This is a genomic window from Marinomonas sp. ABL3_031, assembly GCF_056161265.1.
The window spans coordinates 29,340-54,312 of record NZ_JBSWYU010000005.1; the positions used below are offsets into that span (position 1 = coordinate 29,340).

General features: G+C 45.5%; 22 protein-coding genes and 1 CRISPR repeat array (1 of these 23 running past the window's edge). Of the genes, 11 read left to right on the forward strand and 11 right to left on the reverse strand.

Going from position 1 to position 24,973, the window contains the following annotated elements:
* A CRISPR array of direct repeats spans positions 1-1,733; the repeat unit is 28 nt; unit sequence GTTAGCCGCCGCACACGCGGCTTAGAAA (it extends 874 nt beyond the left edge of the window).
* A 218-nt stretch (positions 1,734-1,951) separates the two neighbouring features.
* Positions 1,952-3,235, forward strand: a complete 1,284-nt coding sequence (locus tag ACXAH2_RS07475) for an MFS transporter (protein ID WP_475077581.1) — start codon at positions 1,952-1,954, stop codon at positions 3,233-3,235.
* Positions 3,236-3,291: 56 nt separating this feature from the next.
* Here the strand turns inward: ACXAH2_RS07475 and ACXAH2_RS07480 are convergent, their stop codons facing one another.
* From ACXAH2_RS07480 to gap, 6 genes are all read right to left on the reverse strand, one after another.
* Complete coding sequence (locus tag ACXAH2_RS07480) at positions 3,292-3,765, reverse strand: Lrp/AsnC family transcriptional regulator (RefSeq protein ID WP_475077582.1); 474 nt, start codon at positions 3,763-3,765, stop codon at positions 3,292-3,294.
* A 296-nt stretch (positions 3,766-4,061) separates the two neighbouring features.
* The gene (gene purK, locus ACXAH2_RS07485) at positions 4,062-5,132 is read right to left on the reverse strand and encodes a 5-(carboxyamino)imidazole ribonucleotide synthase (RefSeq protein WP_475077584.1); all 1,071 of its coding nucleotides are present in this window, start codon (positions 5,130-5,132) and stop codon (positions 4,062-4,064) included.
* A 3-nt stretch (positions 5,133-5,135) separates the two neighbouring features.
* Entirely contained in the window at positions 5,136-5,627 is a 492-nt protein-coding gene (purE, locus tag ACXAH2_RS07490) for a 5-(carboxyamino)imidazole ribonucleotide mutase (RefSeq protein WP_475077585.1), read from the reverse strand.
* A 214-nt stretch (positions 5,628-5,841) separates the two neighbouring features.
* A complete protein-coding gene (locus ACXAH2_RS07495) occupies positions 5,842-6,285 on the reverse strand; it encodes a methylglyoxal synthase (protein WP_475077821.1) in 444 nt (147 codons plus the stop codon).
* A gap of 27 nt (positions 6,286-6,312) precedes the next feature.
* A complete protein-coding gene (pyk, locus tag ACXAH2_RS07500) occupies positions 6,313-7,758 on the reverse strand; it encodes a pyruvate kinase (protein ID WP_475077587.1) in 1,446 nt (481 codons plus the stop codon).
* An 82-nt stretch (positions 7,759-7,840) separates the two neighbouring features.
* Positions 7,841-8,854, reverse strand: coding sequence for a type I glyceraldehyde-3-phosphate dehydrogenase (gap, locus tag ACXAH2_RS07505; protein WP_475077588.1), 1,014 nt, complete (start codon positions 8,852-8,854; stop codon positions 7,841-7,843).
* A 379-nt stretch (positions 8,855-9,233) separates the two neighbouring features.
* Between gap and edd the strand changes: the two genes are divergently transcribed.
* Positions 9,234-11,048: a phosphogluconate dehydratase gene (edd, locus tag ACXAH2_RS07510; RefSeq protein WP_475077590.1), complete on the forward strand. Its 1,815-nt coding sequence runs from the start codon at positions 9,234-9,236 to the stop codon at positions 11,046-11,048.
* 302 nt (positions 11,049-11,350) lie between these two features.
* Here edd and putP read toward each other — a convergent pair whose 3' ends face one another.
* Positions 11,351-12,847, reverse strand: a complete 1,497-nt coding sequence (gene putP / locus ACXAH2_RS07515; RefSeq protein WP_475077591.1) for a sodium/proline symporter PutP — start codon at positions 12,845-12,847, stop codon at positions 11,351-11,353.
* Positions 12,848-13,246: 399 nt separating this feature from the next.
* A complete protein-coding gene (hexR, locus tag ACXAH2_RS07520) occupies positions 13,247-14,110 on the reverse strand; it encodes a transcriptional regulator HexR (protein ID WP_475077593.1) in 864 nt (287 codons plus the stop codon).
* An 88-nt stretch (positions 14,111-14,198) separates the two neighbouring features.
* Between hexR and ACXAH2_RS07525 the strand changes: the two genes are divergently transcribed.
* Both ACXAH2_RS07525 and ung read left to right on the forward strand, forming a co-directional pair.
* Complete coding sequence (locus ACXAH2_RS07525; RefSeq protein WP_475077594.1) at positions 14,199-15,110, forward strand: phosphotransferase; 912 nt, start codon at positions 14,199-14,201, stop codon at positions 15,108-15,110.
* Positions 15,107-15,829 carry a uracil-DNA glycosylase gene (gene ung, locus ACXAH2_RS07530; protein ID WP_475077595.1) on the forward strand — a complete coding sequence of 241 codons (723 nt, stop codon included), beginning with the start codon at positions 15,107-15,109 and terminating at the stop codon, positions 15,827-15,829. The genes ACXAH2_RS07525 and ung overlap by 4 nt, the downstream gene beginning before the upstream one ends.
* Before the next feature lie 24 nt (positions 15,830-15,853).
* On the opposite strand, the gene ygfZ is transcribed toward ung, so the two are convergent.
* Positions 15,854-16,768, reverse strand: coding sequence for a CAF17-like 4Fe-4S cluster assembly/insertion protein YgfZ (ygfZ, locus tag ACXAH2_RS07535; RefSeq protein ID WP_475077596.1), 915 nt, complete (start codon positions 16,766-16,768; stop codon positions 15,854-15,856).
* A 169-nt stretch (positions 16,769-16,937) separates the two neighbouring features.
* Between ygfZ and ACXAH2_RS07540 the strand changes: the two genes are divergently transcribed.
* Both ACXAH2_RS07540 and ACXAH2_RS07545 read left to right on the forward strand, forming a co-directional pair.
* Positions 16,938-17,207, forward strand: coding sequence for an FAD assembly factor SdhE (locus ACXAH2_RS07540; protein ID WP_475077597.1), 270 nt, complete (start codon positions 16,938-16,940; stop codon positions 17,205-17,207).
* Positions 17,185-17,637 carry a hypothetical protein gene (locus ACXAH2_RS07545; RefSeq protein WP_475077598.1) on the forward strand — a complete coding sequence of 151 codons (453 nt, stop codon included), beginning with the start codon at positions 17,185-17,187 and terminating at the stop codon, positions 17,635-17,637. Before ACXAH2_RS07540 ends, ACXAH2_RS07545 begins: the two co-directional genes overlap by 23 nt.
* Here ACXAH2_RS07545 and nadB read toward each other — a convergent pair.
* Complete coding sequence (gene nadB, locus ACXAH2_RS07550) at positions 17,634-19,259, reverse strand: L-aspartate oxidase (protein WP_475077599.1); 1,626 nt, start codon at positions 19,257-19,259, stop codon at positions 17,634-17,636. The genes ACXAH2_RS07545 and nadB overlap by 4 nt on opposite strands.
* Before the next feature lie 182 nt (positions 19,260-19,441).
* Between nadB and rpoE the strand changes: the two genes are divergently transcribed.
* From rpoE to ACXAH2_RS07575, 5 genes are read left to right on the forward strand one after another with little or no spacing between them, the layout of a single operon-like run.
* Complete coding sequence (gene rpoE, locus ACXAH2_RS07555; protein ID WP_475077600.1) at positions 19,442-20,035, forward strand: RNA polymerase sigma factor RpoE; 594 nt, start codon at positions 19,442-19,444, stop codon at positions 20,033-20,035.
* Positions 20,032-20,658 (forward strand): sigma-E factor negative regulatory protein, encoded by a 627-nt coding sequence (locus tag ACXAH2_RS07560; protein ID WP_475077601.1) that lies wholly within the window; start codon positions 20,032-20,034, stop codon positions 20,656-20,658. Before rpoE ends, ACXAH2_RS07560 begins: the two co-directional genes overlap by 4 nt.
* A 48-nt stretch (positions 20,659-20,706) precedes the next feature.
* On the forward strand, positions 20,707-21,633 hold the full coding sequence (locus tag ACXAH2_RS07565; RefSeq protein WP_475077603.1) for a MucB/RseB C-terminal domain-containing protein: 927 nt from the start codon (positions 20,707-20,709) through the stop codon (positions 21,631-21,633).
* Complete coding sequence (locus ACXAH2_RS07570) at positions 21,626-22,093, forward strand: SoxR reducing system RseC family protein (protein ID WP_475077604.1); 468 nt, start codon at positions 21,626-21,628, stop codon at positions 22,091-22,093. Before ACXAH2_RS07565 ends, ACXAH2_RS07570 begins: the two co-directional genes overlap by 8 nt.
* A 60-nt stretch (positions 22,094-22,153) precedes the next feature.
* Positions 22,154-23,563, forward strand: a complete 1,410-nt coding sequence (locus ACXAH2_RS07575) for a DegQ family serine endoprotease (RefSeq protein WP_475077606.1) — start codon at positions 22,154-22,156, stop codon at positions 23,561-23,563.
* Between the two features lie 86 nt (positions 23,564-23,649).
* On the opposite strand, the gene argA is transcribed toward ACXAH2_RS07575, so the two are convergent.
* The gene (argA, locus tag ACXAH2_RS07580; RefSeq protein ID WP_475077607.1) at positions 23,650-24,972 is read right to left on the reverse strand and encodes an amino-acid N-acetyltransferase; all 1,323 of its coding nucleotides are present in this window, start codon (positions 24,970-24,972) and stop codon (positions 23,650-23,652) included.
* Position 24,973: the final 1 nt, after the last annotated feature.

Consider the following 24,973-nt stretch of genomic DNA (forward strand, 5'->3'; position numbering starts at 1 on the left):
CAATTCCAGGATTAAGTAATACTTTTGTTAGCCGCCGCACACGCGGCTTAGAAATACATGAATCAATAATAGAACAAACGTACCAGGTTAGCCGCCGCACACGCGGCTTAGAAAAGCAGCAATCGCCGCATCGATACGCGCATCAGGTTAGCCGCCGCACACGCGGCTTAGAAATTACCAGTTCATGTTTGTTATTTCGATATAGTGTTAGCCGCCGCACACGCGGCTTAGAAATGACCAAGGTGTCAATGGTTTTATCTATGACAGTTAGCCGCCGCACACGCGGCTTAGAAATTAATTCAGCAAGCCGGTTTTAACGTAGATGCGTTAGCCGCCGCACACGCGGCTTAGAAACAAGTGATTTTTTTGCCCAGATGGGGTTTTATGTTAGCCGCCGCACACGCGGCTTAGAAATTTATGAACACGGCAGCGGGAGTGACTGCGTTGTTAGCCGCCGCACACGCGGCTTAGAAATGAGACATAGGTGGGTTACTTGGGTTGTACTGGTTAGCCGCCGCACACGCGGCTTAGAAATTCCAAAAACGCCTTGTTATTTGCGGCTTGTTGTTAGCCGCCGCACACGCGGCTTAGAAACCTTTCCGGTCACCACAGTGGTCACGGATTGTGTTAGCCGCCGCACACGCGGCTTAGAAAAATCAGGGCATTTCCTTGCTGGTGGTCGTTTGTTAGCCGCCGCACACGCGGCTTAGAAATTTAGGGTTTGGGCAGTGTCTACACCCTCAGAGTTAGCCGCCGCACACGCGGCTTAGAAAAAACCTCCGCAACTTCTGAACAGTGACTCTCTGTTAGCCGCCGCACACGCGGCTTAGAAAGTAGTAGATGAGCCTGTTTTCTGCTTACCCGAGTTAGCCGCCGCACACGCGGCTTAGAAATTGGAAAAAAGATACCCTAAACCTAACAGAGCGTTAGCCGCCGCACACGCGGCTTAGAAATTCTAACTCTGCAATTCGTTGAGTTAAATTTTGTTAGCCGCCGCACACGCGGCTTAGAAAGCAGAGATGCCGTTTACGTCTGTCACAATAGCGTTAGCCGCCGCACACGCGGCTTAGAAATAGCAGCAATGTGATTTGAAAATCAGCATCGTGTTAGCCGCCGCACACGCGGCTTAGAAAATATTTAAAAATTTAAGGAGGCGGGGTGAAAGGTTAGCCGCCGCACACGCGGCTTAGAAAACACGCACTAGATTGTGGGGACGTACAAAACTGTTAGCCGCCGCACACGCGGCTTAGAAATAACGCTTCGGAACGACTAGACGAACCAAACAGTTAGCCGCCGCACACGCGGCTTAGAAATGATCTTTGATGTCATCCAGCGCCTTGGCCAGGTTAGCCGCCGCACACGCGGCTTAGAAAACTCTAGAACATCGATCAAGAAGCCCAACGGCGTTAGCCGCCGCACACGCGGCTTAGAAATGATCTTTGATGTCATCCAGCGCCTTGGCCAGGTTAGCCGCCGCACACGCGGCTTAGAAAATTGACGTGCAGAATTAATAGCACTTTCGAGTGTTAGCCGCCGCACACGCGGCTTAGAAATTGAGCAGACGTAAGGACGCCATATAGAAATTGTTAGCCGCCGCACACGCGGCTTAGAAAGCTTGTGATCCGGCCAAATTCTCGTTGGGTAGGTTAGCCGCCGCACACGCGGCTTAGAAATTATCAGCAACATAGCGTTAGCCGAGTTACAAGTTAGCCGCCGCACACGCGGCTTAGAAGAAAAATACAACAAAAGTTGTTAGGTTCGGTTTGTTCGTTGTTGTCTATCGGGTGTAGCTTGGTTTTTCTGTATCAGAGAGGATAGCTTGATAGGGTTCTTTTCTGCCAAATTCTATCTTGACTTAGGAGGAGTGATTCAAGCTCTTTTGTTGTTTTAAACAGGTGGGTGTGTGGGCATGCTATGCTATTGAGATGTAGGTGGAATATTGGGTTTGTGGATGTCGCAAGTGAGTGCAGAGCGGGAAGATTTGCCTAGATCGAAGCAACATGATGAGTCGATGCAAAATGAGTCAGACAGTGTCAAAAAACTGGTTTGGTCACAGTTATTGATCAATCTTGGTGATGCGTTAATTAACCCTAAGGTGACTTTGCCGTGGATTTTGCAAAGTGCGGGTGTGCCTGTGTATTTGCTGGGTTGGTTGGTGCCCATTCGGGAGTCTGGTTCATTGTTACCGCAATTATTGATGGCCAGCTACATACAGCGAGTAGCGCTGCGCAAGTGGTTGTGGGTGTGTGGCAGTATTATGCAATCCTTGTGTGTGCTCTTTATTGGTGTGGTTGCTTTGCTGCTAGAAGGGGCATTGGCGGGTTGGTGTGTGATTGGATTGATGGTGTTGTTCAGTCTTGCGCGAGGGTTAAATTCGATTACGTCAAAGGATGTGCTGGGTAAGACGATTTCCAAAGGGCATCGTGGTCGGGTCTCTGGGTGGGCGTCCAGTGCAGCGGGTTTGATTACTTTGGGGGTTGCTCTGGTGATGGTGTTTAGCGGCTTCTTTGATTTGCAGGGCAGCACCATACTCTATGCAGTTTGTTTGATGGTTGGCGCTTTGGTGTGGTGTGTTGCCGCTTTGATTTATGCTCAGCTTAAGGAGCCAAGTAGTCCGGTTGATAAGACAAAGGTGCGCCTTGTCGATTTATTCAGCGGTTTGTCATTGTTACGAACTCATGCTGACTTTCGTCGTTTTGTGATTGCTCGTTCTTTGTTGCTCTGTACGGCATTGAGTGCGCCTTATTATGTATTGATTGCACAACAAAACCTGGGCAATGGGCTTTGGGTATTAGGGGCGTTTATGGCGGCAAGCGGTTTTGCCTCTCTCATCTCTTCCCCTTTTTGGGGGCGTTTTTCGGACTATTCGAGCCGTCAGGTGATGATGATGGCCACTTTGTTAGGGGTTGGCGTTGGCTTATTGCTCTTTGTATTGACAAGCTTTTATGCCGTTTGGGTGCAAAGCATTTGGTTGATGCCGCTTTTGTATTTTGTGTTGTGTGTGGCGCATCAGGGCGTGCGTATAGGGCGAAAAACCTATCTGGTGGATTTGGCCGAAGGTAACGACAGAACGCAATACGTGGCAGTCAGTAATACGGTGATTGGTGTGATGTTGTTGTTAATGAGTGTATTTGGCCTGCTGACTGGGGTTGTCTCTTTGTCTACTTTGGTACTTGTTTATTCTTTGTTGGCCTTGCTGGGGGTTGTGGTGGTAATGCGTTTACCTGAGGCTTGATGAGGAAGCGTGGTCAAGGCTGAGTGTTGGCAAGCTGCATACACTCAGCCAATGGGTCAGTTAGGCAGCGGAATGGCGGGTGCGTTTTTGACTCGGTTTAACACTAAGGTGGAGGTAAGATGTTTTACGCATTCCAAAGCGGCAATGGTTTCGTTTAAAAAAATAGACAAAGACGGTAGGTCTTCGCTAATGACGCGTAACCAATAGTCGGCTTCACCACTCACGGAATAGCACTCCAGCACTTTTGGCAGATCATTGATCGCTTGCTTGAATTGGTAATCGCTCAGTTGACTGCCTTTTTCCAGGGTGACGCTGACAAATGCCGTCACTTGAAAGCCCAGTTCATTGGCGTTAAGTTGTGTGAAATAGGCTTCAATCAGGTTGCTCTGCTCCAGTCTTTGCAGACGTCTAGAACATTGTGAAGGCGATAGATTAACTTGTTCCGATAAGGCAACATTGGTTAAGCGCGCATTTTGTTGTAAGGCTCGTAGCAGTCGCCAGTCGTAACTATCCAGTTCTATTTGATTCATTCCAGATTCCTTATCAGTATCCTAGAGTGCCGTATTTGTATCATTTGGCCGCATTTTCTATGCATAATTTTGGGGCAGAAAATCACACGAAGTTTATGCTTATAGAATAAGGAGTTTTTAAAACTAAACAAGTCGTATTTTACTTTATTTGCTAAATTCTAGACTCTTTTTTGCATAATTTCAGGTTTAATGTGTATTTTTGTAAGTGAGGGGGAGAAAATGCCGCTGAAACCAGCGGCATTTGGACAGTGAAATATTATTTTTGAGTTCGTTCTAAATGTTAACGGTCTGGTGTTTTAAAGATCATTGGGCAGGTTGTCTGCAAGCCAAGTCAGGGCTTGAGGATAAGGCTCAGGTAAAGACAAGGCTTTTAATGCGCTATTGAGAACATCAAGTTGGTTGCTGCTGAAATTTAGGTGACCGACTTTTCTACCAGGTCGGACTTCTTTTTGATACCAGTAGAGTTCTAGCCCTTTAATGTTGAGCCAATCATAGTCTACAGGCACGCCAATCAAATTGACCATCATGCTTTGGCCCTTGATTTCAGCTGGGGCCAAAGGCAAGCCTGAGACCGCTCGAACGTGATTTTCAAATTGGCTGACACTGGCTCCTGCTTGTGTCCAGTGTCCGCTATTATGAACACGCGGGGCCAATTCATTGATAAGCAGTTCCTCGCCAACACGAAAGCATTCCATTGCCATTACACCCACGTAGTCCAGTGCCTCCATCAGTTTGCCTAGCATGGCTTCGGCTTTATTTTGCAAGGGTGCGAGACGTGCAAGGGGAGAAATGGACGCATAAAGAATGCCATTGATGTGCAGGTTTAACGTCAGTGGGTAAAAGTGTGTTTCACCATTGGCACCACGCACGCCTACGAGAGACACTTCTTCATCAAAATTAATGGCTTGTTCGGCAATAGCCTGGCCTTTCCAATCGTCTGGGATTTGTGTGTCTTCAGCTTGCTTCAACCAATATTGCCCTTTGCCATCGTAGCCACCACGACGGCGTTTCATGAGCACACGCTCGCCAAGGGTTTGGTAGGCATAATTGGCTGTGCTGTCATCTTCTACTGCAAACCAAGGTGACGTGGCTAATTCCAGCTTATCAATCCATTGCTTTTGCGTTAGACGGTCAGCCAACTGAGGAAAGGTCGCTAGATTAACGAAATTTGCATGAGAGGCCAGTTGTTTGGTCGCCACGGTTTCTGGCCAATCTTCACGCTCTGCGGTGACGATATCTTCCGCTTGCAAAGGCAAGGTGTCGTGGCTTTCAATATCAACAGGGCGAATGTCCAAACCAAGTGGTGTGCCCGCGTGTTTTAACATGGCGCCCAATTGACCTGCACCCAATACCCATAATACAGACATGGCTTATACCTCTCTTGGGTCAGGGTTAGCCAATACGGTAGCGGTCTGTTGCTGACGGAAAGCTTTAATGCGCTCAGCCAATTCAGGGTTAGAAGTGGCGAGAATTTGGCAAGCCAATAGTCCAGCGTTGAATGCTCCTGCTGTGCCAATCGCCAGTGTGCCAACGGCAACCCCTTTTGGCATTTGGGCAATGGAAAGTAAGCTGTCCATACCGTTCAGCGCTTTACTTTGAACAGGCACCCCCAGTACTGGCAAATGTGTGTGTGCTGCCACCATGCCGGGTAAATGCGCCGCGCCGCCAGCGCCACCTATGATGACTTTAAAGCCTTGATCGGCGGCACTTTCAGAAAATTCTGCAAGTTTGACTGGTGTACGATGCGCAGAAACCACTTCTACGTGGTATGACACGCCCAGGGCATCCATGATTTCAGTAGCGCCTTCCATTGTGGCCCAATCACTTTTTGATCCCATGATTAATGCGACTTCAGCTTGCAAAACATCTCTCCTGTTGGTCTGCCAACGTGGTGTTGAGGGGTAACAAATAACGTTGGTAATGGGGTTTAACGCAGTTTTTACGTTTTTTGTAGCCTACACAGAAAAACGCTGCGAATTTAGGACGCTAATATAGCTGATTTTGTGTCAAACAGCGAGTCTTAGTCGGCTTTTGTTGTGGGTGGGGAAGTGTCACAACATACTTAAAAGAGAGGCTTTACAGTCGCTCTTTTAAGTATCTTTCGTAATCGGGTATCTGACGTTCAAATTCATTATTGAAGAGTGGCGAAGACACCAAGAAGTTTGCTGAGGCGACACTACAAGCAATGGGAATGTTCCATACCGCAGCAACACGCAATAAGGCTTTGATGTCTGGGTCGTGAGGCATTGGTTCAAATGGGTCCCAAAAAAAGATCAGTACATCAATTTTGCCTTCTGCGATCATGCCACCGAGTTGTTGGTCACCACCCAGTGGGCCGCTTATGAGAGCATCGATATTAACGCCTAACTCTTTTTGTAGCAGATTGCCAGTGGTGCCGGTGGCATGGAGTTTGTGCGCAATGAGTTTGTCTTTGTGAAGGCGAGCCCATTTAATGAGCTCGCTTTTCATATTGTCATGGGCCACCAAAGCAATGCGCTTTTGGGCGGCCATAGTGACCATTTTTGTGTGCAATCTACAATCCTCGAATTAGGCGATATCGCCCACTTTAACTATCTTCATAGAATTTGTCGTACCATAGCTCACCAAGTGATCGCCCTTGGTTACAATAACCAGATCGCCATCTTTGATGTAGCCAAGTTGTTTAACATGATCAACCAAGCCGGAAATGATGTTGTCCACATTGTATTCTTGAGAAGAGAAAGCCACTGGCGTTACACCACGGTACAGAGCCGCTTTGTTCAATGTTTCTTGGTTTGGCGACAAGGCAAAGATAGGTAAACCAGAGCTGATGCGAGACATCAATAATGGCGTGGTGCCAGACTCTGTTAAGCTGATGATGGCTTTTACCCCTTTTAAGTGGTTTGCAGCGTACATAGCCGACATGGCAATGGTTTCATCAATGCTGTTAAAAGTCACATCAATACGGTGCTTAGAACGGTTAATAGCTGGTTGCTTCTCGGCACCCAAGCAAACACGGTTCATGGTTTGGATCACTTCTTCTGGGTAGTCGCCTGCAGCCGTTTCTGCTGACAGCATAACGGCGTCCGTACCGTCCAGTACGGCGTTCGCTACGTCGAACACTTCGGCACGGGTTGGCATAGCGCTAGTGATCATGGTTTCCATCATTTGTGTGGCGGTGATGACAGGGCGATTTAGCTGACGACAACGCTTGATCATGTGTTTTTGTACGCCAATCAGTTCCGCATCGCCAATTTCAACGCCTAGATCGCCACGGGCCACCATGACGGCGTCAGAAGCAAGAATGATGTTATCTAGCGTTTCGTTGTCAGCAACGGCTTCAGCGCGTTCAACCTTTGATACGATACCAGCTTTCAATCCAGCGGCTAAAGCCAAGTCACGTGCTAGGTGAAGATCATCTGCGCTGCGTGGGAAGGAAACGGCAAGGTAATCCGCTTTCAGCGCAGCAGCGGTTTTGATGTCTTCTTTGTCTTTGTCGGTCAAAGCGGCTGCGGATAAGCCACCGCCTTGACGGTTAATGCCCTTGTTGTTGGACAATGGACCGCCAACAATGACTTTGGTAATCACTTCTGTACCTTTTACTTCTAACACTTCCAAGACCACACGACCATCATCTAATAATAGAATGTTGCCTGGGCTAGAGTCTTCTGCAAGCTGGGGGTAATCGATACCAACACGAGTTTCATCGCCAGCATTTTTATCAAAACCTACGTCTAGGATGAAGGTAGCACCTTCCTCTAACTGAACTTTGGTGTTTTTGAAACGGGCGATACGAATTTTTGGTCCCTGTAGGTCACCAAGAATCGCCACATGGCGATTATTTTTCTTCGCCATGGCACGCACGACTTCTGCACGGTTAATGTGGTCTTCCGGTTGACCATGAGAAAAATTAAGACGGAAGACGTTAGCGCCTGCCAAAATCAATTTTTCAATCATTTCAGGTGAGCTGGAAGCAGGGCCTAAAGTGGCAACAATTTTAGTTCTACGTGTCATGTTTATTTACCAAAGATTAGAAAGCTTGAAGTGAAGTATAAGAGACGACGAAGGCTGCGTCAGCAGCCTTCGTGTATTTTGATTATTTTGCATTCATTAATGCAATGGTATTGTCGAGCATACGGTTAGAGAAGCCCCACTCGTTATCATACCAAGCCATGATCTTAACCAACTTTCCTTGTACGCGAGTTTGGGTCGCATCAAAGTTAGATGTATAAGTGTTGTGGTTGAAGTCAGAAGACACTAGAGGGTCATAGTTAACGCTCAATACTTGCGCTAACACAGGGTCCGCTTTGATCGCATCTTCAATAATTTGGTTGACTTCTTCTTTCGTTGTTTCGCGCGGTGCTAAGAAAGTAAGGTCCACTAGAGAGACGTTAATGGTTGGAACGCGAACGGCCATACCGTCGAATTTGCCTACTAGTTCTGGAACCACCAAACCAACCGCTGCAGCGGCACCTGTTTTACTTGGGATCATGTTTTGCGCCGCAGCACGAGCACGGTACAAGTCTTCGTGGTAAACGTCTGATAAACGTTGGTCATTGGTGTAGGCGTGAATGGTGGTCATCAAGCCGCTTTCAATGCCCAGTTTGTCACTCAATGGCTTCGCCACTGGTGCTAAACAGTTAGTGGTACAAGAAGCGTTAGAAATAACCGTCATATCTGCTGTTAGCACATTTTGGTTTACGCCGAAAACAACGGTGGCGTCTACTTCTTTACCCGGTGCTGAGATGATGACTTTTTTCGCGCCTGCAGAAATGTGTGCGCTGGCTTTTTCTTTTGTCGTAAAGAAACCAGTACATTCATAAACCACATCCACACCCAATTCAGCCCAAGGTAAGTCAGCTGGGTTGCGCTCAGAGAAAGTGCGAATCTTATCTTGGTTGATGTACAAAGCTTCAGCATCAAACGTCACTTCTTCAGCAAAACGGCCGTGTACCGTGTCGTATTTTGTTAAATGGGCATTGGTTTTAGAATCACCAAGATCGTTGATGGCTACAATTTGGATTTGGTCACGTTTGCCTGACTCGTAAAGGGCTCTTAGTGTGTTGCGTCCAATGCGTCCATATCCGTTAATAGCTACCTTAATAGTCATACTCACCTCTAACTAGTGTGAAAAATGTCCATGTTCGTTTTTTGAACACGCGACGTTCAATAATTATTCTTTGACGTAAAAATACTACATAAGTATTTTTTTTAGCAAGGATTTGTAACAAATTCCTTGAGAAATGATCATCTTTTAATCAAGTCTTGATATGAATCAGAGTCTATACTGATATATGTTACAAATTGATGTGGATTCTAACGAATTTCAGAGGGATATCTAGCCCTAAATGTAACTTTATTACAAAATTTCTCGAATGAATTGGGTTTTTATGGATTTTTAGGGGTGAAATAAAATAAAAATGTAGTAATATTACAAAATAAATTCACGTTGTGGGACGTGAAAACAGATTATAACGCCGGAGAGAGTCATGAATTCGATTGTTGCTAAGGTAACGAACGACATTATTCAGCGTAGTAAAACACTACGAGAACAATATCTTAAGGATATGAAACAAGCCGAGGAACAGGGGCCCCACCGAGGTAAGTTGTCCTGTGGTAACTTGGCTCACGGTTTTGCTGCCTGTCAGCCGCAAGAAAAGCAAGCTTTGACTCTAATGGAAGCGGCAAATGTCGGTATTATCTCGTCCTACAATGATATGTTGTCAGCGCACCAGCCATACGAAGGGTATCCCGACAAGATCCGTGCGGCGGTCAAAGCCATGGGGTCCGTAGCGCAAGTGGCAGGTTGTGTGCCCGCTATGTGTGATGGGGTTACGCAAGGGCAAGATGGTATGGAGCTGAGCTTATTTAGCCGCGACAATATTGCTCAAGGTGCAGCTATTGGTTTGTCACATAATATGTTTGATTCGGCCATCTTTCTTGGTATCTGTGACAAAATCGTTCCAGGACTGCTGATTGCGGCATTGCGTTTCGGTCATCTCCCTTCTTTGTTCATTCCTGCAGGCCCAATGCCATCAGGTATTACCAATGCGGAAAAAGCCGCTGTGCGCCAGCGTTATGCACAAGGTAATGCAACCCGTGAAGAGTTATTAAAAGCAGAAGCTGCTTCATACCACAGTGCTGGTACTTGTACTTTCTACGGCACCGCTAACTCTAATCAGCTGTTAGTTGAAATAATGGGCTTGCAGCTACCAGGTTCCTCTTTTGTTAACCCAACTGACCCATTACGCGAAGCGTTAACAGAGCATGCGGCGCAACTTGCTACCAAGATTACCGCTTTAGGACGTGACTATCGCCCACTTTATGAAGTGATTGATGAGCGCAGCATAGTGAACTCCATTGTCGGTTTGCTGGCGACCGGTGGTTCGACCAATCATACTATGCATATCGTCGCTTATGCTCGTGCGGCGGGTATCATTGTTACTTGGGACGACTTTGCGGAATTGTCGAAAGTCGTGCCCTTGCTAACGCGCATTTATCCAAATGGACAGGCCGATATTAACCATTTCCAAGCGGCAGGTGGTATGGCTTTCTTGGTGAATCAACTGCTTAAAGGGGAGTTGCTGCACAAAGAGGTGAATACGATCGCTGGTCGTGGCCTTGAGCATTACACCAAAGAGCCATTTTTGGTGGACGGTAAATTGGTATGGCGTGATGGTCCAACGCAAAGCTTGGATCTGGATGTGGTTCGTCCGATTGATAACCCGTTCAGTAAAGAGGGCGGTTTGTCTTTACTGAAAGGTAACCTAGGTCGTTCTGTGATCAAGGTTTCTGCGGTTAAAGAAGAAAACCGTGTGATTGAAGCGCCAGCGGCTGTTTTTCATAGTCAGCACGATTTAGCGGATGCCATTGGCAGCGGTGAATTGAAACGCGATTGTATTGCCGTGATTCGTTTCCAAGGTCCAAAAGCTATGGGCATGCCTGAACTTCATAAGTTAACGCCTTTCCTCGGTAATTTGCAGGATCAAGGCTATAAGGTTGCTTTGGTGACGGATGGTCGTATGTCCGGTGCGTCGGGTAAAGTGCCTGCCGCCATTCATTTGACACCCGAAGCCCTTGCAGGTGGCCTAATTGCCAAAATTCAAGATGGTGACATGGTGCGCTTGGATGCTAACGAAGGTACTTTATCTTTATTGGTTTCTGAAGAAGAGCTGCAGCAGCGTGAAGCGGCGACACAAGATTTAACAGCCTCTCATCAAGGTATGGGACGCGAGCTATTCAGTGCGCAACGTATTTTAGTAAGCGGTGCGGAACAAGGTGCCTGTAGCCTGTTCAACGATTAACCCTTTCCTCTGGCTACTAACATTTCGTTAGTAAATGGTGTTTGGGGCTTTTTATAAGCCCCTTTTTTTATTTCTTATTTCCTTTCAAAATCAAGGCAAAGAAGTGGTTTTCTTCACTTGTTTTGTCGTACGGTTCTAATGGGACGAGAGCACACTTCCATGCATAGATAACGATCACTTAAGTGTATGCTGTGGTTTGATGATTGCTTGCTTGTTGATGGTATGAGGTTTCTTGCGAGTAGCAAAAAAGCCCATCATGATGATGAGCTTTCGTTATGGAATTGAGTCTAATCCTCTAGGGATTAATCCATTGTATCCAAGGCTTTTTCGTAATCATCGAATGATTGCGTAACAGACTCTTCTGGCTCACCAGATAGGATGCTAGCCGTGAAAATAGCAATCGTTGATAGAATGAAACCAGGCACGATTTCATAAACATCAAAGAGACCACCTGATAGCTGTTTCCACACCACTACCGTCACACCACCTACTATAATGCCTGCTAGAGCGCCGTTGCGATTCATGTTGCGCCAGAACAAGCTCAGAATGATAGCAGGACCAAATGCCGCACCGAAACCAGCCCATGCGTAAGACACTAGACCAAGTACAGAACTTTCTGGGTTGAGTGCTAACACCAAGGCAATAATGGAAATCACCACAACCGCTAAACGACCCACAATAACGATTTGTTGTTGACTTGCGTTTTTGTTGAACAGTTGCTTGTAGAAATCTTCAGCCAGGGCAGAAGATGAAACCAACAACTGAGAATCCGCTGTACTCATGATAGCGGCAAGAATTGCCGCCAATAGAATGCCCGCAACGACAGGGTGGAAGATGGCGTTCACCAGAATCATGAAAATCTTTTCTGCATCATCTAATTGACCTGCAAGGTGAGTATCAACGTAAGGAATACCCACAAAACCAATCAACAGAGCACCGACCATAGAAATCAAGGTCCAAGACACAGCGATACGTCGAGCTGTGGTGATGTCTTTGTTAGAACGTGCTGCTTTGAAACGCGCTAAAATGTGTGGTTGACCAAAGTAACCTAGGCCCCAAGCTAACAATGAGATGATACCAATGACACTCAAGGCTTCGCCTTTCGCATTGGTGAAAGCATCCAAGAGGGCGGGATTCTTCATTTCTAAAGTGCTAGTCAGTTGTGAGAAGCCACCGTCAAGCGCAATGATAGGTACGATAACAAGAGCGGCACACATCATCAGACCTTGAACCAAGTCTGTCCAAGCCACCGCTAGGAAACCGCCAAACAAGGTATAGGAAACAACACAGACAGTGCCGATGATCACAGCATAGGTGTAATCCAATCCGAATACAGTTTCAAACAACTTGCCACCCGCAACCAAACCAGAGCTGGTGTAGAAAAGGAAGAAGAGTAAGATAAAGAGTGCTGAAATAGTTTGAACGAGCGATGATTTATCGTTAAAGCGTTTTGCTAAGAAATCTGGAAGGGTAAGCGCATTATCGGTTTTAATACTGTAAGTACGTAAACGTTTTGCGCAGATTAACCAGTTTAACCAAGTGCCTACTAACAGACCAATCGCAATCCAAATGGATTCCATACCGGCAGCATATGCGTAGCCAGGTAAACCTAGTAGCAACCAGCCGCTCATATCTGACGCACCTGCAGAAATGGCTGTTGGCCATGGTCCTAATGAACGACCGCCAAGAAAGTAGTCCTCAGAGCTGGAAGTTAATTTATATGCATACAAACCAATGCCCAGCATGACAACTAAGTAGGCTAGGAAGGTAAAGCTGATCGCGTAACTGCTTTCAATCATATTTGTCCCCTAAATTGACGGGCTTGCGGATAACATCACGAAGATATTTAAAGACAGCACATCCGAATAACTGGATGACGGTAAAGAGTGGTATACAGAAAGTCAGGTAATGACCACATCCGAAAGCGAATATTTGTTAAATTTTTTATTGTGGTAGTCATTGATCTTAGATAATTACAATATTCTTTTTCTATGAAGAAAATGAATGTCATTTGACCTATTTCAAGACGTATAAGGATTCTAGGGGGCTGAGCTGCGATAATCTTGCAAAATACTCGCTCAAAATTGTAAAAAGCTCTGAAAATGAGGGGGAATGTAATTTTTCTTTCTTATGAATGCATAGAAGGCGACATCAGTGTCACCTTCTAAAAGATCATAACAAAGCCAAAACAGAGGCTATTACTTATCTACTTTTGGCAAGCGAGTGTCTTGCACGCTTTGCTTGAGTTTTTTCAAGTGAGCATTGAATTCTGGGCCGCGTTTTAGCAAGACACCGGTTGCCAATGCATCGATCAGGGTCAAATACACAATTCGCGAACTCATCGGCGTATAGATGTCCGTATCTTCCGTTTCTTCAATTGGCAAGACAATAGAGCAATGCTCCGTTAGAGGAGAGCCTGGATTGGTTATGCCAATAACGGAGGCGCCTGCTTCACGAGCGACGCGAGCGGTTTCGATTAAGGGTAGGGTTCGACCTGTGTAAGAAATCAGCACCACAGCGTCACCAGGATGAGTACCCGCCGCCGCCATGCGTTGTACCAATATATCTGTATAAGCCACTACTGGCATGTTGAGACGGAAAAATTTGTGATGCGCGTCTTTGGCAACTGGACCTGAAGCGCCTAGACCGTAAAATTCGATGCGTCGTGCTTGTGCCAACACATCCACTGCACGGCTGATCAAAGGTTCGGGCAATAATTCTTGAGCACGGGTTAGGTTGCTTTTTGCGGCTTCAAAAATTTTCGCAGTCACCGCACCAGGAGCATCATCCGGTTCCACATTCAGGTTTACATAAGGTGTACCTGTTGCCAAACTTTGTGCCAAAGACACTTTAAAATCTGGAAAGCCACTGCCGATTAAACTACGACAAAAACGATTCACCGTTGGTTCACTGACTTCCGCTCTGGCGGCCAATTTGGCAATACTGGAGTGAATGGTGGTCTTTGGATCCGCTAAAATAGCTTCCGCGACTTTACGCTCTGATTTACTCAATGTGCTCAGGCGTTCTTGTATCTTACGAATAATGTCTTCGTGTTTATTCATTGATCTGCTTCAGGTTGTCTATTGACTCAAATGGTTCAGTTAGTCATTCTGACAGCGACTTACAATTCTGGCAATAAAATGATGAAAAATGAGCAAACTATCTGATTCGCTGGTGAAAATTTCGGCCTTTTTACCGGATATTGGCACTTATCAGGTAAGAGAATTACAAGAAGGCTTTACCAACCAAGTGTATTTGCTATCGAAGCCGGGATCTGCTTCCTTTGTGCTGCGCTTGGCGGATATTGATGTGACCGCTTTCTATATTGATCGCCAAGCCGAATTAGCCACTCTGAAGCAGGCTGCTCAAAGCTTGGTGTCACCAGAATTAGTGTATCAAGATGACCATCTGATGTTGATGGAGTTTGTATCACAAACCTCATTGGAGTGGCATATTCAACATCAAACGCAGGACATAGAGCGCATTGCTAAACAAGTGAAAAAAGCGCATCAACTGCCTCTGGTGGCGCATTATTACCAAGTTGAAAAGGTAATCGCTCATTATCTAGCCCACATTTCCCTACTAATAGAAACGAAAAGCGGCCTAGAAGAAACAGGCTTAACTCAAGAGTGCCAGTATCTGCAAGAAAAGCTAGAAGATCTTAATATTGAACCTAGTGGTCTAGATTTCGTTTTATGTCATAACGATTTAAATCCCAAAAACGTACTGATGGATGATCATAAGCTGTGGTTAATTGATTGGGAATACGCAGGAGTAGGTGATCCGTTATTCGATCTAGCTGTGGTGGCTAAATCTCACAATTTAACCCCTGTACAAAGAGTGAACTTACTCAAGGCATATGGTTGGCCATTGTCGATAGAGTCCAGCTTGCTAAAATTAGAAAGCTACTGTCAGGCTTATGGGTTAAGAGAAATGGCGTGGTTGTTGTTAAAATATTTGCTCAATCCAGAGGACAGTTTGCCGCTGGATTATTATTTTGAATTTAAAGGAAACCCAAGTTTGAATCCATTTCATAATGCACAATCTGGTGAACTCGTATGACATCTTGGATGACCTTAACCAACGATTGGCAAGACAAACTCTCAGCTGAGTGGCAAAAGGATTATATGCAATCCTTACAAAGCTTTTTGGATACCTTACCCAGTGATCAGGTTTATCCCTCCCCAAAAAACTATTTGGCGGCTTTGCAAGCGACGCCTTTTTCTCAGGTCAAAGTCGTGATTATTGGGCAAGATCCTTATCATGGTGAAGGGCAAGCGCACGGTTTGTCTTTTTCTGTCAGGCCAGAGGTGAAGGTGCCGCCATCATTACAGAATATCTATAAAGAATTGCAGCAGGATTTGGACATCACGCCTGCTCAACATGGCTACCTTAAAAGTTGGGCGGAGCAGGGTGTGTTGTTATTAAACAGTGTGTTGACTGTTTCAGCAGGTCAAGCGGGCTCTCATCAGAATAAAGGTTGGGAACGTTTGACGGATAAAATCATTGCCCTATTGAACCAAGAAAAGCAGGGCTTGGTGTTTCTTTTGTGGGGCAGTTACGCACAGCAAAAAGGTCGTTTTATTGATCGACAGAAGCATTGCGTTTTGGAATCCGTTCATCCTTCACCTTTGTCGGCCTATCGAGGTTTCTTCGGTTGTGGGCATTTTTCCAAAACCAACCAGTATCTAGAGCAGCAAGGTGAAACACCGATTGATTGGCGCTTGCCTGAGATGGATAAGAAAGCTGAAAGCACTGGGCAAATTTCATTGCCCTGGTGATTTCGAGCTAGTAAGGTTTCTTGATTAGTCGGCTAAATCCAGCTGGTAAGGAAGTTCAACCAAGTCAATTTTGTTATCGCCCAAATACAAAGCATGGAGTTCACTTGGATCCTGGTTCAATATGATTTGTGCAATATGTCCTTTTCCAAGTGTGGCGGCAGAAAACACTTCTCCTATGGTTTTACCCTGCTCATCTTGAATATTCTGCTGAGTATCAACCACGTCAGTGGGCCAGTAGGCCAGTGCTAAATGTTTTTTCGATTTGCCACGGTATTTCATTCGCGCGACGATTTCTTGGCCGGTATAACAGCCTTTGGTAAAGCTGATGCCGCCATTGATTTGCATGTTCAGCCATTGCGGTAACAGGCTTTCGCTCTGGGTTTGTGAGATGAGTGGTCGAGCGGTCAATAAGCTTAAGCCAGATAGCTGCGCCTGTTGCTCTGTTGACTGAGTTTGTTGCGAACTCAGTTGCCATTCCAAATGCAAAGGATAATCGGCGAGCTGTAAATAGATGACATTATCTTGATGTTGAACTGAGAAGTGTTCTGGAAGTTGGTCCGTTTTTTCCGCCTGACTTAATGTTATTTTTTCAACCAAAGTAAATGCTTGAGTGGCATCCGTGAGTTCCGCTTTAAAGAAAACAGCGTATTTTTTTAGGTGACTTAGACTCGTGTCCACCAAATCTTGACTCATTAGTAATAACAAGCGGTCATTTTGTTGAATCAGAAAAAAATTACAAATAATGCGACCCTTGTTAGTACAAATCGCGCCGTAGATACCAGCGGATTCTGTGACCTTATTTAGGTCGCAAGTCGTTTGGCCTTGTAGAAACTTTTTGGCGTCTGGCCCTGTGACGCTGATAACACCTATATTGTTTTTGGGGTAGATGGCAGCTTGATCGGTTAGATATTGATTAATAAGTTCTTGTGACGACAACATAACCTGTTCCAACGTCTATAAATAAAGTTAAGGTCATATTTGGAGATCAGGCGGTTTTTTTCAAGTGAAAGACAAAACTTCTGACTGAAATCATCTTTTTCAATTTCCGCTTTTCTATTTTGGCTAGGCAATGGCTATAATGGCGGCATTGAAATTAAGGGGTAATTCCATGACAGAAACAGCAGATTCATTAAGCTTTAAAAAGCTCAAGTGGCATTGTCGTCGAGGTATGTTGGAACTTGACGTTCTACTTGAACCATTTTTGGACGAAATTTACTTGACCTTAGAGGATGAGGATAAGCAACGCTTTCAAAAACTCATTGCTTGCGAAGATCAAGAAATCTTTCCATGGTTTATGCAAAAAGAAGTGCCAGAAGATCCGGATCTAGCGCGCATTGTTGATATTATTGTGACCCGTGTTCAGCCTGCAGGCCACTAAACTTAACCCTTCTTGGCTTGGCGTCACCCTCTGGGTGGTCGCCATCTCTTGTTGCTTCCTATTAATACCTTGGTATTTCTGGTCGTTGGGCCAACAATTATTATTACTGCTCGCTTTTGTGTTGCTGCAATTCATTTTGTTTCTTTTGACTTTTAGGCGATCTGCTAAGCAAGTTGGTATTGATCTTGACGGTGCCTTCTTAATGCAAAACAATCAGCGGGAAGCCCTACTCTTTGTGCGCATCAATTCACTGCAACTGATTGCGAAAAAAGTGTCTGAAGAGTCTTATGGCGCCAAACCCTCTTTTTGGGGGCAGTTATGGCCTGTATTTGTGGTGATTTATCGGGATCAATTGTCTTCTGAAGACTATGATGCATTGCGTTCTTATGCCGCACAACAAATGTTGTCGCGCGGCGAAGGCCGCTCCTAAAGAGCGGTCACTTCAAGTGCCGTCGCTTGACACTTTTTTTCAGGAGTAAGGATAGTGGGTTGGCTTTGCTCAAGTTTTTCTGGGTAATCCAGAGTAAAGTGCAAACCACGGCTTTCCTTACGCGACATGGCTGAACGGATAATGAGATCAGCTACTTGTGCCAAGTTACGCAATTCTAACAAGTCATTCGAAATTTTATAATTGGCGTAAAATTCGTGAATCTCAGATTGCAGAAGATCGACTCTGTGCTTGGCTCTCAGTAAGCGTTTGTTGGTTCTAACTATACCAACATAGTCCCACATAAAACGGCGTAATTCTTGCCAATTATGGGTGATGACCACGTCTTCATCAGAGTCCGTTACTTGGCTTTCGTCCCAATCAGGAATGCTGACACGGGTTAAATTACCGTTAAACTGTTTGATGTGTTTCGCTGCGGAACGAGCAAATACAATACATTCTAACAAGGAGTTGCTGGCTAAACGGTTTGCACCGTGAAGGCCGGTATAAGCGGTTTCACCTACGGCGTATAAATGGCTGATGTCCGTTAGGCTATGTTGATCTACCACAACACCACCACAGGTATAGTGTGCCGCAGGTACCACTGGAATGGGTCCCTTGGTCATGTCATGACCATATTCCAAGCAACGCTTGTAGAGAGTTGGGAAGTGCTCCTTAATGAAGTCACTGTCTTTATGAGAAATGTCTAACCATACATGGCGCACGCCTAAACGTTTGATTTCATGGTCTATGGCGCGAGCGACAATGTCCCGAGGTGCCAGTTCAGCGCGAGAGTCAAATTTGGCCATAAAAGGCGATCCATCGGGTAACAAGAGCTTACCGCCTTCGCCACGTACCGCTTCAGAAATCAAAAAAGTTTTGGCTTTAGCGTCGTATAAACAGGTCGGATGAAATTGATTAAATTCCATGTTGGCAACACGGCAACCTGCACGCCAAGCCATGGCAATACCGTCTCCAGAGGCCGTATCAGGATTGCTGGTGTAGAGATATACCTTGCTGCTACCACCACAAGCGAGGGAAACAAAATTGCCGCGAAAAACTTCCGTTACATCGTCGTCAAGATTCAGCGCATACACACCCACTGCACGATTGGGTTCCGCTAGACCTAACTTTTTTGTCGTGATGACATCGATGGCAACGCGATTAGGGAAGAACTCAATATTGGGGTGATTGCTGGCGTTTTTGATGAGGGTTTTGGAAATGGCTAAGCCTGTCGCATCGGCACTGTGAATAATGCGTCTGTGGCTGTGTCCGCCTTCTTTAGTCAGGTGGTATTCATCGCTTTCACCATAGCGGGTAAAAGGGACGCCTTGATCGATGAGCCAATCAATACTGGCTTTGGAATTCTCGACGGTAAAACGAATGGCATCAGGGTTACCTAGTTCCACTCCAGCGCCAATGGTATCTTTGATGTGAGATTCTATGGTGTCTGTTTCCGACAAGACCGCTGCTACGCCACCTTGCGCATACAAGGTGGCGCCTTCACGAATATCGGCCTTGGTCAATATGGCTACCCGATATTGATCTGCCAGCTCGAGGGCAAGGGTTAATCCGGCAGCGCCAGCGCCAATGATGACGATGTCATGATGGTATTGTCGACTCATAGTGTAATTCTGATTATTGACGAAAAAATTAATGTTACTATTCTTGCCAATAAATGAATACTTTCGAGTTTGGGAAATTTAACATTCTTTGGGGATTTTATAGGAACTTGCTCACGTCCTTGTTGTCTGAACCTTCTATACAGCAAAGGCACAAAGCAGTGGAGTTTTAACATGAGGTGCCTATGCAGCACGAAACGTCTTCTGACCAGACGTTAGTTGAAAAAGTACAACAGGGTGATAAGCGGGCATTCGATTTGCTGGTGATCAAATACCAGTACAAGGTAGTGGGGCTAATCGGCCGTTATATTCAAGATAAAAGCGAAGTTCTCGACGTGGCGCAGGAAAGCTTTATCAAAGCATACCGTTCCATTAACAACTTTCGAGGTGACAGTGCTTTTTATACTTGGCTTTATCGTATTGCCGTTAATACAGCGAAAAATCATTTGGTAAGCCGTTCACGACGCCCACCTGAATCGGATGTTGAGTTGGATAATGAAGAGGTGTTTAGTGCCTATGAATCTTTGTCTGATATAGCGACACCAGAAGCTAATCTCAACTCCAGTCGACTTGAGCAAGCGGTGTATCATGCCATTGAGCAATTGCCTGAGGAACTTCGTAGTGCATTGACCCTTCGAGAATTTGATGGCCTCAGTTACGAAGACATTGCGCTTATTATGGAATGCCCTGTCGGTACGGTACGTTCACGCATATTTCGAGCTCGTGAAGCCGTGGAAAAACATATTCGTCCTATTATGGGCACAGGAGAGTCGTCATGACATCAGAAAATATTACTCCGCTTGACAGTAAAGCCAGTCTGTCTGCCATGTTTGATGGGGAGGCTACGACGCAAGATATTGACGCTTTGTTGGCTCAAGATACGGATGTTTTGGCACAACAGGCAGAAGCCATTCATGCTATCCAACAGGTTTTACATAAAGAAGCTCAAGCTGAATTAGGTCTGAAGATGAGTTTGTTAGATCGAGTTCACGACAGCATTGCGGATCTAGAGCAATTAAATGAAGTCGTTGTAGACGACAATACTATCGTAACTCCCATCTCAACTCAGCAATTGCCCACGTCAGGAGAAGCCACAAAAACACATTGGAAAATGTGGTTTTCCAGCATGGCTGTTGCGGCCAGTGTCGCATTTTTTGTGGTGTTAGGAGGCAACCTATTACTTCAAGGTGACCCTACACCTAACGGTGGGTTAACCGCCGAACTGAACTCAACTCCTAGCCGAGACGTAAAATCTTTGGCAGAAGTGAATCAACAACCCTTGCCGATGGATAATACCAAATTACAACAATACCTTCGTCAACATGCTGAACAAGCCACGATGACGGTAGGGCAAGGCATGATTCCTATGGCACGAGTCGTTAACTATCCAGTACAAGAGTAGTGTATGAGAGGTTTTTGGGGATTCCTTCTGAGGGGACTATTAATACTTGTGATATTGACGCCTTGGCGTTTAGCCATAGCGCAAGCGCCTGAGGCTGTGCAATTATTGCGTAATATGACAGACGCTTTTCATACCCTAAGTTACGATGGGGTATTTGTGCATTCTGAAGCTTCTAATATGAACAGCATGCGCATACGTCACAGTGTAATAAGTGGTATGGAATATGAAAGTTTAGTGGATTTAGATGGTGATAAGGTTGAAGTCTTGCGTGTCAATGACAAAATCATCTGTGTTCATCCGGATCCGACTTCGGAGAGTCGAAATTCTCCTTTTAGAGCGCCGTTTAAAGGATTAAAGAAAGTATCTCATGAACGCTTGGCGTTAGGTTATGAATTGTTGGTGAGTAAAGAACCACAACGGGTGGCGGGTCGTGATGCTATTCGTTTGCTTTTGCAACCAAAAGACGAATATCGCTATGGTCACGTTTTTTGGTTAGATAAAGAAAATCACTTTTTGTTGAAACATGATGTGGTTAAGTCGGATGGACAACTTTTAGAGCGAGTGCAATTTACCTCGATAAATTTTTCGCCTGACTTGAAACAGGAAGATTTTGTCCCCAAAAACGGTTTGCGAAGAAAAGAGCAGAGTAAACAGCCTAAAGTTAAGGTGAAAAATGCCTGGCAGTTTGAATGGTTACCAGCTGGTTTTAGTTTAGTATGGACAGAGGCGCGCGCCTTAAATCATGGTACCAACATGTTATTACTGTCTGATGGGATGGTGACGATTTCAGTCTTTGTCGAACCCAGTCAGATAATAAGATCCTCCTCAGTAATGGGGGTGGGCGCAACGGTTGCTGGGATGAGCAGCTTTAAAGTGAAAGATGACTTGTATCTATTGACCATGGTAGGGGAAGTGCCTGGCGAAACCATTGATCGACTGATGACGGTATTTATGCCAAGAGTAGAAAATGATTGAAGAAAGTGGAAAAGTCATGGCAGTGAGTGACGGTTTTGCCGAAGTCGAAACCATTCGTACCTCTAGTTGCTCCACTTGTCGAGCACGTCACGGCTGTGGTCATCACGCCATTGCTCAAGTGTCGCCAGCAAATCGTATGCGCATGCAAGCCATTGACCCTCTATCGGTTGAGATTGGGCAGCAAGTGGTGATCGGCATACCTGAAGACACCTTATTACAAGCTTCCTTATGGATGTATTTTATGCCTTTGTTGGGCTTAGTGCTTGGCGCCATAATACCTTCTTTGTGGGCTGGCTCAAATCATGTTGCGGTTGTGTTAAGTATTATGGGATTTGCGATGGGCCTAGTGTTTGCCAGACACAAGGCGAACCAGTCCTCTAGTAATCAAGATTTTTACCCGAAAATTTTACGAATTGAGTCCGTTACCGATGAATCCAGTCCTTTGCTGTTTTCACCTTAACGGCCAACCTTCTTCACCTGGCACTGTAATGAACTTGGTACGTTTTAAGGAGACCAATTAATGAACAGATTGCTTAAACACGCTAACTATCTGGTTGTCAGTATTGTTATGATGACTGCCATGTTAGCCAATGCGGCTTCATTGCCTGACTTTACGGAGTTAGTGGATAAAGCTTCCCCAGCGGTCGTGAACATCAGTACGGAACAAACGGTGACCACGAAAACGGGCAATGAAGGCAGACGTCAATTTAGCCCCAATAATGAAGAGTTAAATGAGTTTTTTAAGCACTTCTTTGGCCAACAACCTTTTGGTCAGCAAAACCCACCGCAACAAGGTCAACGTAGTTCTTTAGGTTCGGGTTTTATCATTTCTCATGATGGTTATGTGTTAACTAATAACCATGTGATCGATGGCGCGGATGTGATTCATGTGCGTTTGAGTGATCGTCGTGAATATCAAGCTAAGCTGGTGGGTACGGATCCACGCACAGACTTGGCTCTGTTGAAGATCGAAGCGGATGATTTGCCAATTGTTGATATGGGGGATTCCGATGACTTAAAAGCGGGGCAATGGGTGCTAGCCATTGGTTCTCCGTTTGGTTTTGACTACACGGTAACAGCGGGTGTAGTGAGTGCCACAGGTCGTAATTTGCCATCGGATAACTATGTTCCCTTTATTCAAACCGATGTGGCGATCAATCCGGGTAATTCTGGTGGACCATTGTTTAATCTTGATGGCGAAGTAGTGGGCATTAACTCGCAAATCTATACTCGCTCTGGTGGTTTTATGGGGGTGTCATTCGCGATTCCGTCCAATTTGGCTTTGTCTGTGGTTGAGCAGTTAAAGAAAGACGGTAAAGTGTCTCGTGCTTGGCTGGGAGTATTGATTCAAGACGTCAGTAATGATTTAGCAGAATCTTTTGGTTTAGATCGTCCAAGCGGTGCGTTAATCAGTCGAGTATTGCCTGACTCTCCTGCTGAGAAGTCAGGCCTTCGTTCCGGCGACATTATCATGAGTTTTAATGGTAAAAGTATTGAACATTCAGGTGAGTTGCCTTATGTGGTTGGCCGTATGAAAGCAGGGGAAGTGGTTAATGCGGAAGTGTATCGTGATGGCAAAGAACAAGACATTAAGATCACTTTAGATAGCCGCCCTGATGATTCTAAGACCTTGGCGCAAGCTCAACAGGACCAAAATCGTCTTGGCATGATTGTCGGGGAAGTGCCTGCTGAAATGGCAAAACGTTACAACATTGATAATGGTGTAGTAATCGAACAGGTATTAGGTGGTACCGCAGCTCGTAATGGTTTGCAGCAAGGGGATGTGATTACCATGTTAAACGGCAAACCTATTAATAGCGTGGCTGATTTTACCGACATTACTAAAGACATTCCGTCTGGTCGCTCGGTACCTATGCGGGTGATCCGTCAAGGGTATCCTATGTTTATTCCCTTTAAGATCATGGACTAATCTTTCTTTGGGAAAGTAAACATAACTTAATAAAAAACGGCGGCTAAATTGGCCGCCGTTCTTGTTTTTACTACCAAGAATCCGGTTTATAAATGTTTAGAGAAGATTTTAGAGTTTCTCTGATAATTGTAGAGTGCCTGTTTTTGCATGGGTAAACTGGCAAGGTCGGTTTCATTAAAGCCACGCTCAATAAACCAATGGGCTGTGCGAGTGGTTAGTAAAAACAGAGTGTTTAACTTGAGTTTTTTGGCCGCTTTTTCTATGCCTCTAAGTAAGCGTTCACCTCGGTTTGAACCTCGATAATTGGGTGACACAGCTAAACAAGCCAACTCGCCTGCCTGCTCTTGTTCAAAGGGGTAGAGGGCTGCGCAAGCAACAATGGCGCCATCACGTTCAATGACGATAAAACGGTCGATTTCGTTTTCTAACAGTTCGCGAGAGCGACGCACTAAAGCGCCTTTTTCTTCTAAAGGCGCCAATAACGCCATCATGCCGCCCACATCGTCAATGTGTGCTGGGCGCAGTTGCTCATAACTGTCCTCGTCAATCATGGTGCCCGAACCTTCGCGAGTGAAAAGCTCTCGTAGCAAACCACCATTTTCATTATAAGAAATGATGTGAGCACGTGGCACGCCATGACGAACTGACTGAACGCAGGCTTCTAAAGCATGTTGGGTAATGTTATGCAGAGACTGATCTTGCAAAATGGCTTCTGCGTCCTTGGCTAATAGCTCAGAATACAGCTCGCCCGCTTCATTAAAAACACCTTCTTCGTCGGTATAAATAATTAACTTATCGGCTTTTAGTTGAATGGCGGCTTGGGTTGCCACCTCTTCGCTTTTAAGGTTGAAGACTTCACCAGTAGGCGAAAAGCCCAGATGGGGTAACAACACCATATTGTCGTCTTCAAGCAAGCGAAAAATAGCATCGCTGTCAATACGACGCACCTCGCCCGAGTGTCCATAATCAATGCCATCGACTACACCAAGTGGACGCGCAATCACATAGTTCCCACTACAGACTTTCAAACGTGCGCCATCCATAGGAGTATTGGCAAGCCCCATGGAAAGCTGGGCTTCTAATTGAACTCTTACTGCCGAGGAGGCTTGAATGACATTCGTCAATTGATGATGCGGTGTGACACGATAGTCATTTTCTAGCGGCGCAGCAGCGTTCAGACTGGTCAAAATTCTATTAATTTGTGGGCGCGCTCCTTGTACCAATACGAGGCGAATGCCCAATGAATCCAATAAAGCCAAATCATGAATAATGCTGGAAAAATGGTTGCATTCAACCGCTTCACCAGGAATAAGAATGACAAAGGTCTTGCCACGGTGGGCATTGATATAAGGGGAAGAATGGCGAAACCAATCTACGTAATTCAGTTCTTCAGGCACACTGCTTCTCATG

What these genes read in the sequence shown, in the direction of transcription:
- ACXAH2_RS07475 (WP_475077581.1), top strand. Translation starts at nt 1,952, where the DNA reads ATGTCGCAAGTGAGTGCAGAGCGGGAAGATTTGCCTAGATCGAAGCAA.
- ACXAH2_RS07480 (WP_475077582.1), bottom strand. Translation starts at nt 3,765, where the DNA reads ATGAATCAAATAGAACTGGATAGTTACGACTGGCGACTGCTACGAGCC.
- purK (WP_475077584.1), bottom strand. Translation starts at nt 5,132, where the DNA reads ATGTCTGTATTATGGGTATTGGGTGCAGGTCAATTGGGCGCCATGTTA.
- ACXAH2_RS07495 (WP_475077821.1), bottom strand. Translation starts at nt 6,285, where the DNA reads ATGGTCACTATGGCCGCCCAAAAGCGCATTGCTTTGGTGGCCCATGAC.
- pyk (WP_475077587.1), bottom strand. Translation starts at nt 7,758, where the DNA reads ATGACACGTAGAACTAAAATTGTTGCCACTTTAGGCCCTGCTTCCAGC.
- gap (WP_475077588.1), bottom strand. Translation starts at nt 8,854, where the DNA reads ATGACTATTAAGGTAGCTATTAACGGATATGGACGCATTGGACGCAAC.
- edd (WP_475077590.1), top strand. Translation starts at nt 9,234, where the DNA reads ATGAATTCGATTGTTGCTAAGGTAACGAACGACATTATTCAGCGTAGT.
- putP (WP_475077591.1), bottom strand. Translation starts at nt 12,847, where the DNA reads ATGATTGAAAGCAGTTACGCGATCAGCTTTACCTTCCTAGCCTACTTA.
- hexR (WP_475077593.1), bottom strand. Translation starts at nt 14,110, where the DNA reads ATGAATAAACACGAAGACATTATTCGTAAGATACAAGAACGCCTGAGC.
- ACXAH2_RS07525 (WP_475077594.1), top strand. Translation starts at nt 14,199, where the DNA reads ATGAGCAAACTATCTGATTCGCTGGTGAAAATTTCGGCCTTTTTACCG.
- ung (WP_475077595.1), top strand. Translation starts at nt 15,107, where the DNA reads ATGACATCTTGGATGACCTTAACCAACGATTGGCAAGACAAACTCTCA.
- ygfZ (WP_475077596.1), bottom strand. Translation starts at nt 16,768, where the DNA reads ATGTTGTCGTCACAAGAACTTATTAATCAATATCTAACCGATCAAGCT.
- ACXAH2_RS07540 (WP_475077597.1), top strand. Translation starts at nt 16,938, where the DNA reads ATGACAGAAACAGCAGATTCATTAAGCTTTAAAAAGCTCAAGTGGCAT.
- nadB (WP_475077599.1), bottom strand. Translation starts at nt 19,259, where the DNA reads ATGAGTCGACAATACCATCATGACATCGTCATCATTGGCGCTGGCGCT.
- rpoE (WP_475077600.1), top strand. Translation starts at nt 19,442, where the DNA reads ATGCAGCACGAAACGTCTTCTGACCAGACGTTAGTTGAAAAAGTACAA.
- ACXAH2_RS07560 (WP_475077601.1), top strand. Translation starts at nt 20,032, where the DNA reads ATGACATCAGAAAATATTACTCCGCTTGACAGTAAAGCCAGTCTGTCT.
- ACXAH2_RS07570 (WP_475077604.1), top strand. Translation starts at nt 21,626, where the DNA reads ATGATTGAAGAAAGTGGAAAAGTCATGGCAGTGAGTGACGGTTTTGCC.
- ACXAH2_RS07575 (WP_475077606.1), top strand. Translation starts at nt 22,154, where the DNA reads ATGAACAGATTGCTTAAACACGCTAACTATCTGGTTGTCAGTATTGTT.
- argA (WP_475077607.1), bottom strand. Translation starts at nt 24,972, where the DNA reads ATGAGAAGCAGTGTGCCTGAAGAACTGAATTACGTAGATTGGTTTCGC.